Genomic DNA, 1,218 nt, shown 5'->3' on the forward strand with positions numbered 1-1,218 from the left:
TGACGTGCTCCCCTGAAACTCTGCCAGTTTGAGCTAGAGTCCGCCTTCGTGAGGAGACGGACGTGAAGAAGACCAGGTTCAGCGAGGAGCAGATCATCGCGGTGCTGCGCGAGCAGGAGGGCGGGATGAAGACCGCCGACGTGTGTCGCAAACATGGGATCAGCAGCGCGACGCTCTATGCGTGGAAGGCGAAGTATGGCGGCATGGACGTGTCGCAGGCGCGCAAGCTGAAGGTGCTTGAGGAGGAGAACGGCCGGCTCAAACGGCTGCTGGCCGACGCCATGCTCGACAATGCCGTGCTGAAGGAAGTCGCCGCAAAAAACTGGTGAAGCCCGCCGCTCAGCGGAAGGCTGTCGAGCATGTTCGGCAGCTGTTCGGCATCAGCGAGCGTCGGGCGTGTACCATCTTCGGCGTGGACAGGACGTCGGTGCGCTACGCGCCCCGGCGTGGTGATGATGGCGACCTGCGGTCGCGGCTGCGCGAGATCGCGGCGGAGCGTCGCCGCTTCGGCTACCGGCGGCTGGGGATCATGCTGGCCCGCGAGGGGCTGATCATGAACCACAAGAAGCTGCTGCGGCTGTACCGCGAGGAGAACCTGCGGGTCAGGCGCCGGCGTGGCCGCAAGCGAGCGATGGGCACCCGAGCGCCCATGGCGCTGCCGCAAGGTCCGAACCAGCGCTGGAGCCTCGACTTTGTCAGCGACACGCTGATCAGCGGCCGACGCATCCGCATCCTGGCGGTGGTCGACGATTTCACGCGCGAGTGCCTGGCGTTGGTGGCCGACACCTCGCTGTCAGGCGCGCGTGTCGCTCGTGAGCTCGACGCCATCATCGCCATCAGAGGCGTACCGCCGCTGATGATCGTGAGCGACAACGGCACCGAGTTGACCAGCCTGGCGATCCTGAGATGGACGCAGGAGCGACCTATCGAGTGGCACTACATCGCACCCGGCAAGCCGCAGCAGAACGGCTACGTCGAGAGCTTCAACGGTCGTCTGCGTGACGAATGCCTCAACGAGACGCTGTTCGTGTCGCTCGGTCACGCTCGCTCGGTGCTGCGGCTCTGGCGCGACGACTACAACCATGTGCGCCCGCATAGCGGTGTTGGCGGGCTGACGCCCGCCGATGCTGCCAGGCGGGTTGTGCAACACCGCCCCGAGGGGCACCATACCAACCCCGGACTCCAGCTATGACCGGTAGAGCTTTGGGGAGCACGTCA

Annotated in this window: 1 protein-coding gene; it reads left to right on the plus strand. The window is 65.5% G+C overall.

Translation table 11 applies throughout. From position 1 onward, the window contains the following. Window positions 1–62 precede the first annotated feature (62 nt). A protein-coding gene (locus U1708_RS20630; RefSeq protein ID WP_093400998.1) for an IS3 family transposase occupies window positions 63–1,192 on the plus strand; the annotation gives its coding sequence in 2 pieces (ribosomal slippage) (window positions 63–315 and window positions 315–1,192; 1,131 coding nt in all). Window positions 1,193–1,218 lie beyond the last annotated feature (26 nt).

It is taken from the genome of Sphingomonas arabinosi (genome assembly GCF_036663715.1).
Taxonomy (GTDB): domain Bacteria; phylum Pseudomonadota; class Alphaproteobacteria; order Sphingomonadales; family Sphingomonadaceae; genus Sphingomonas.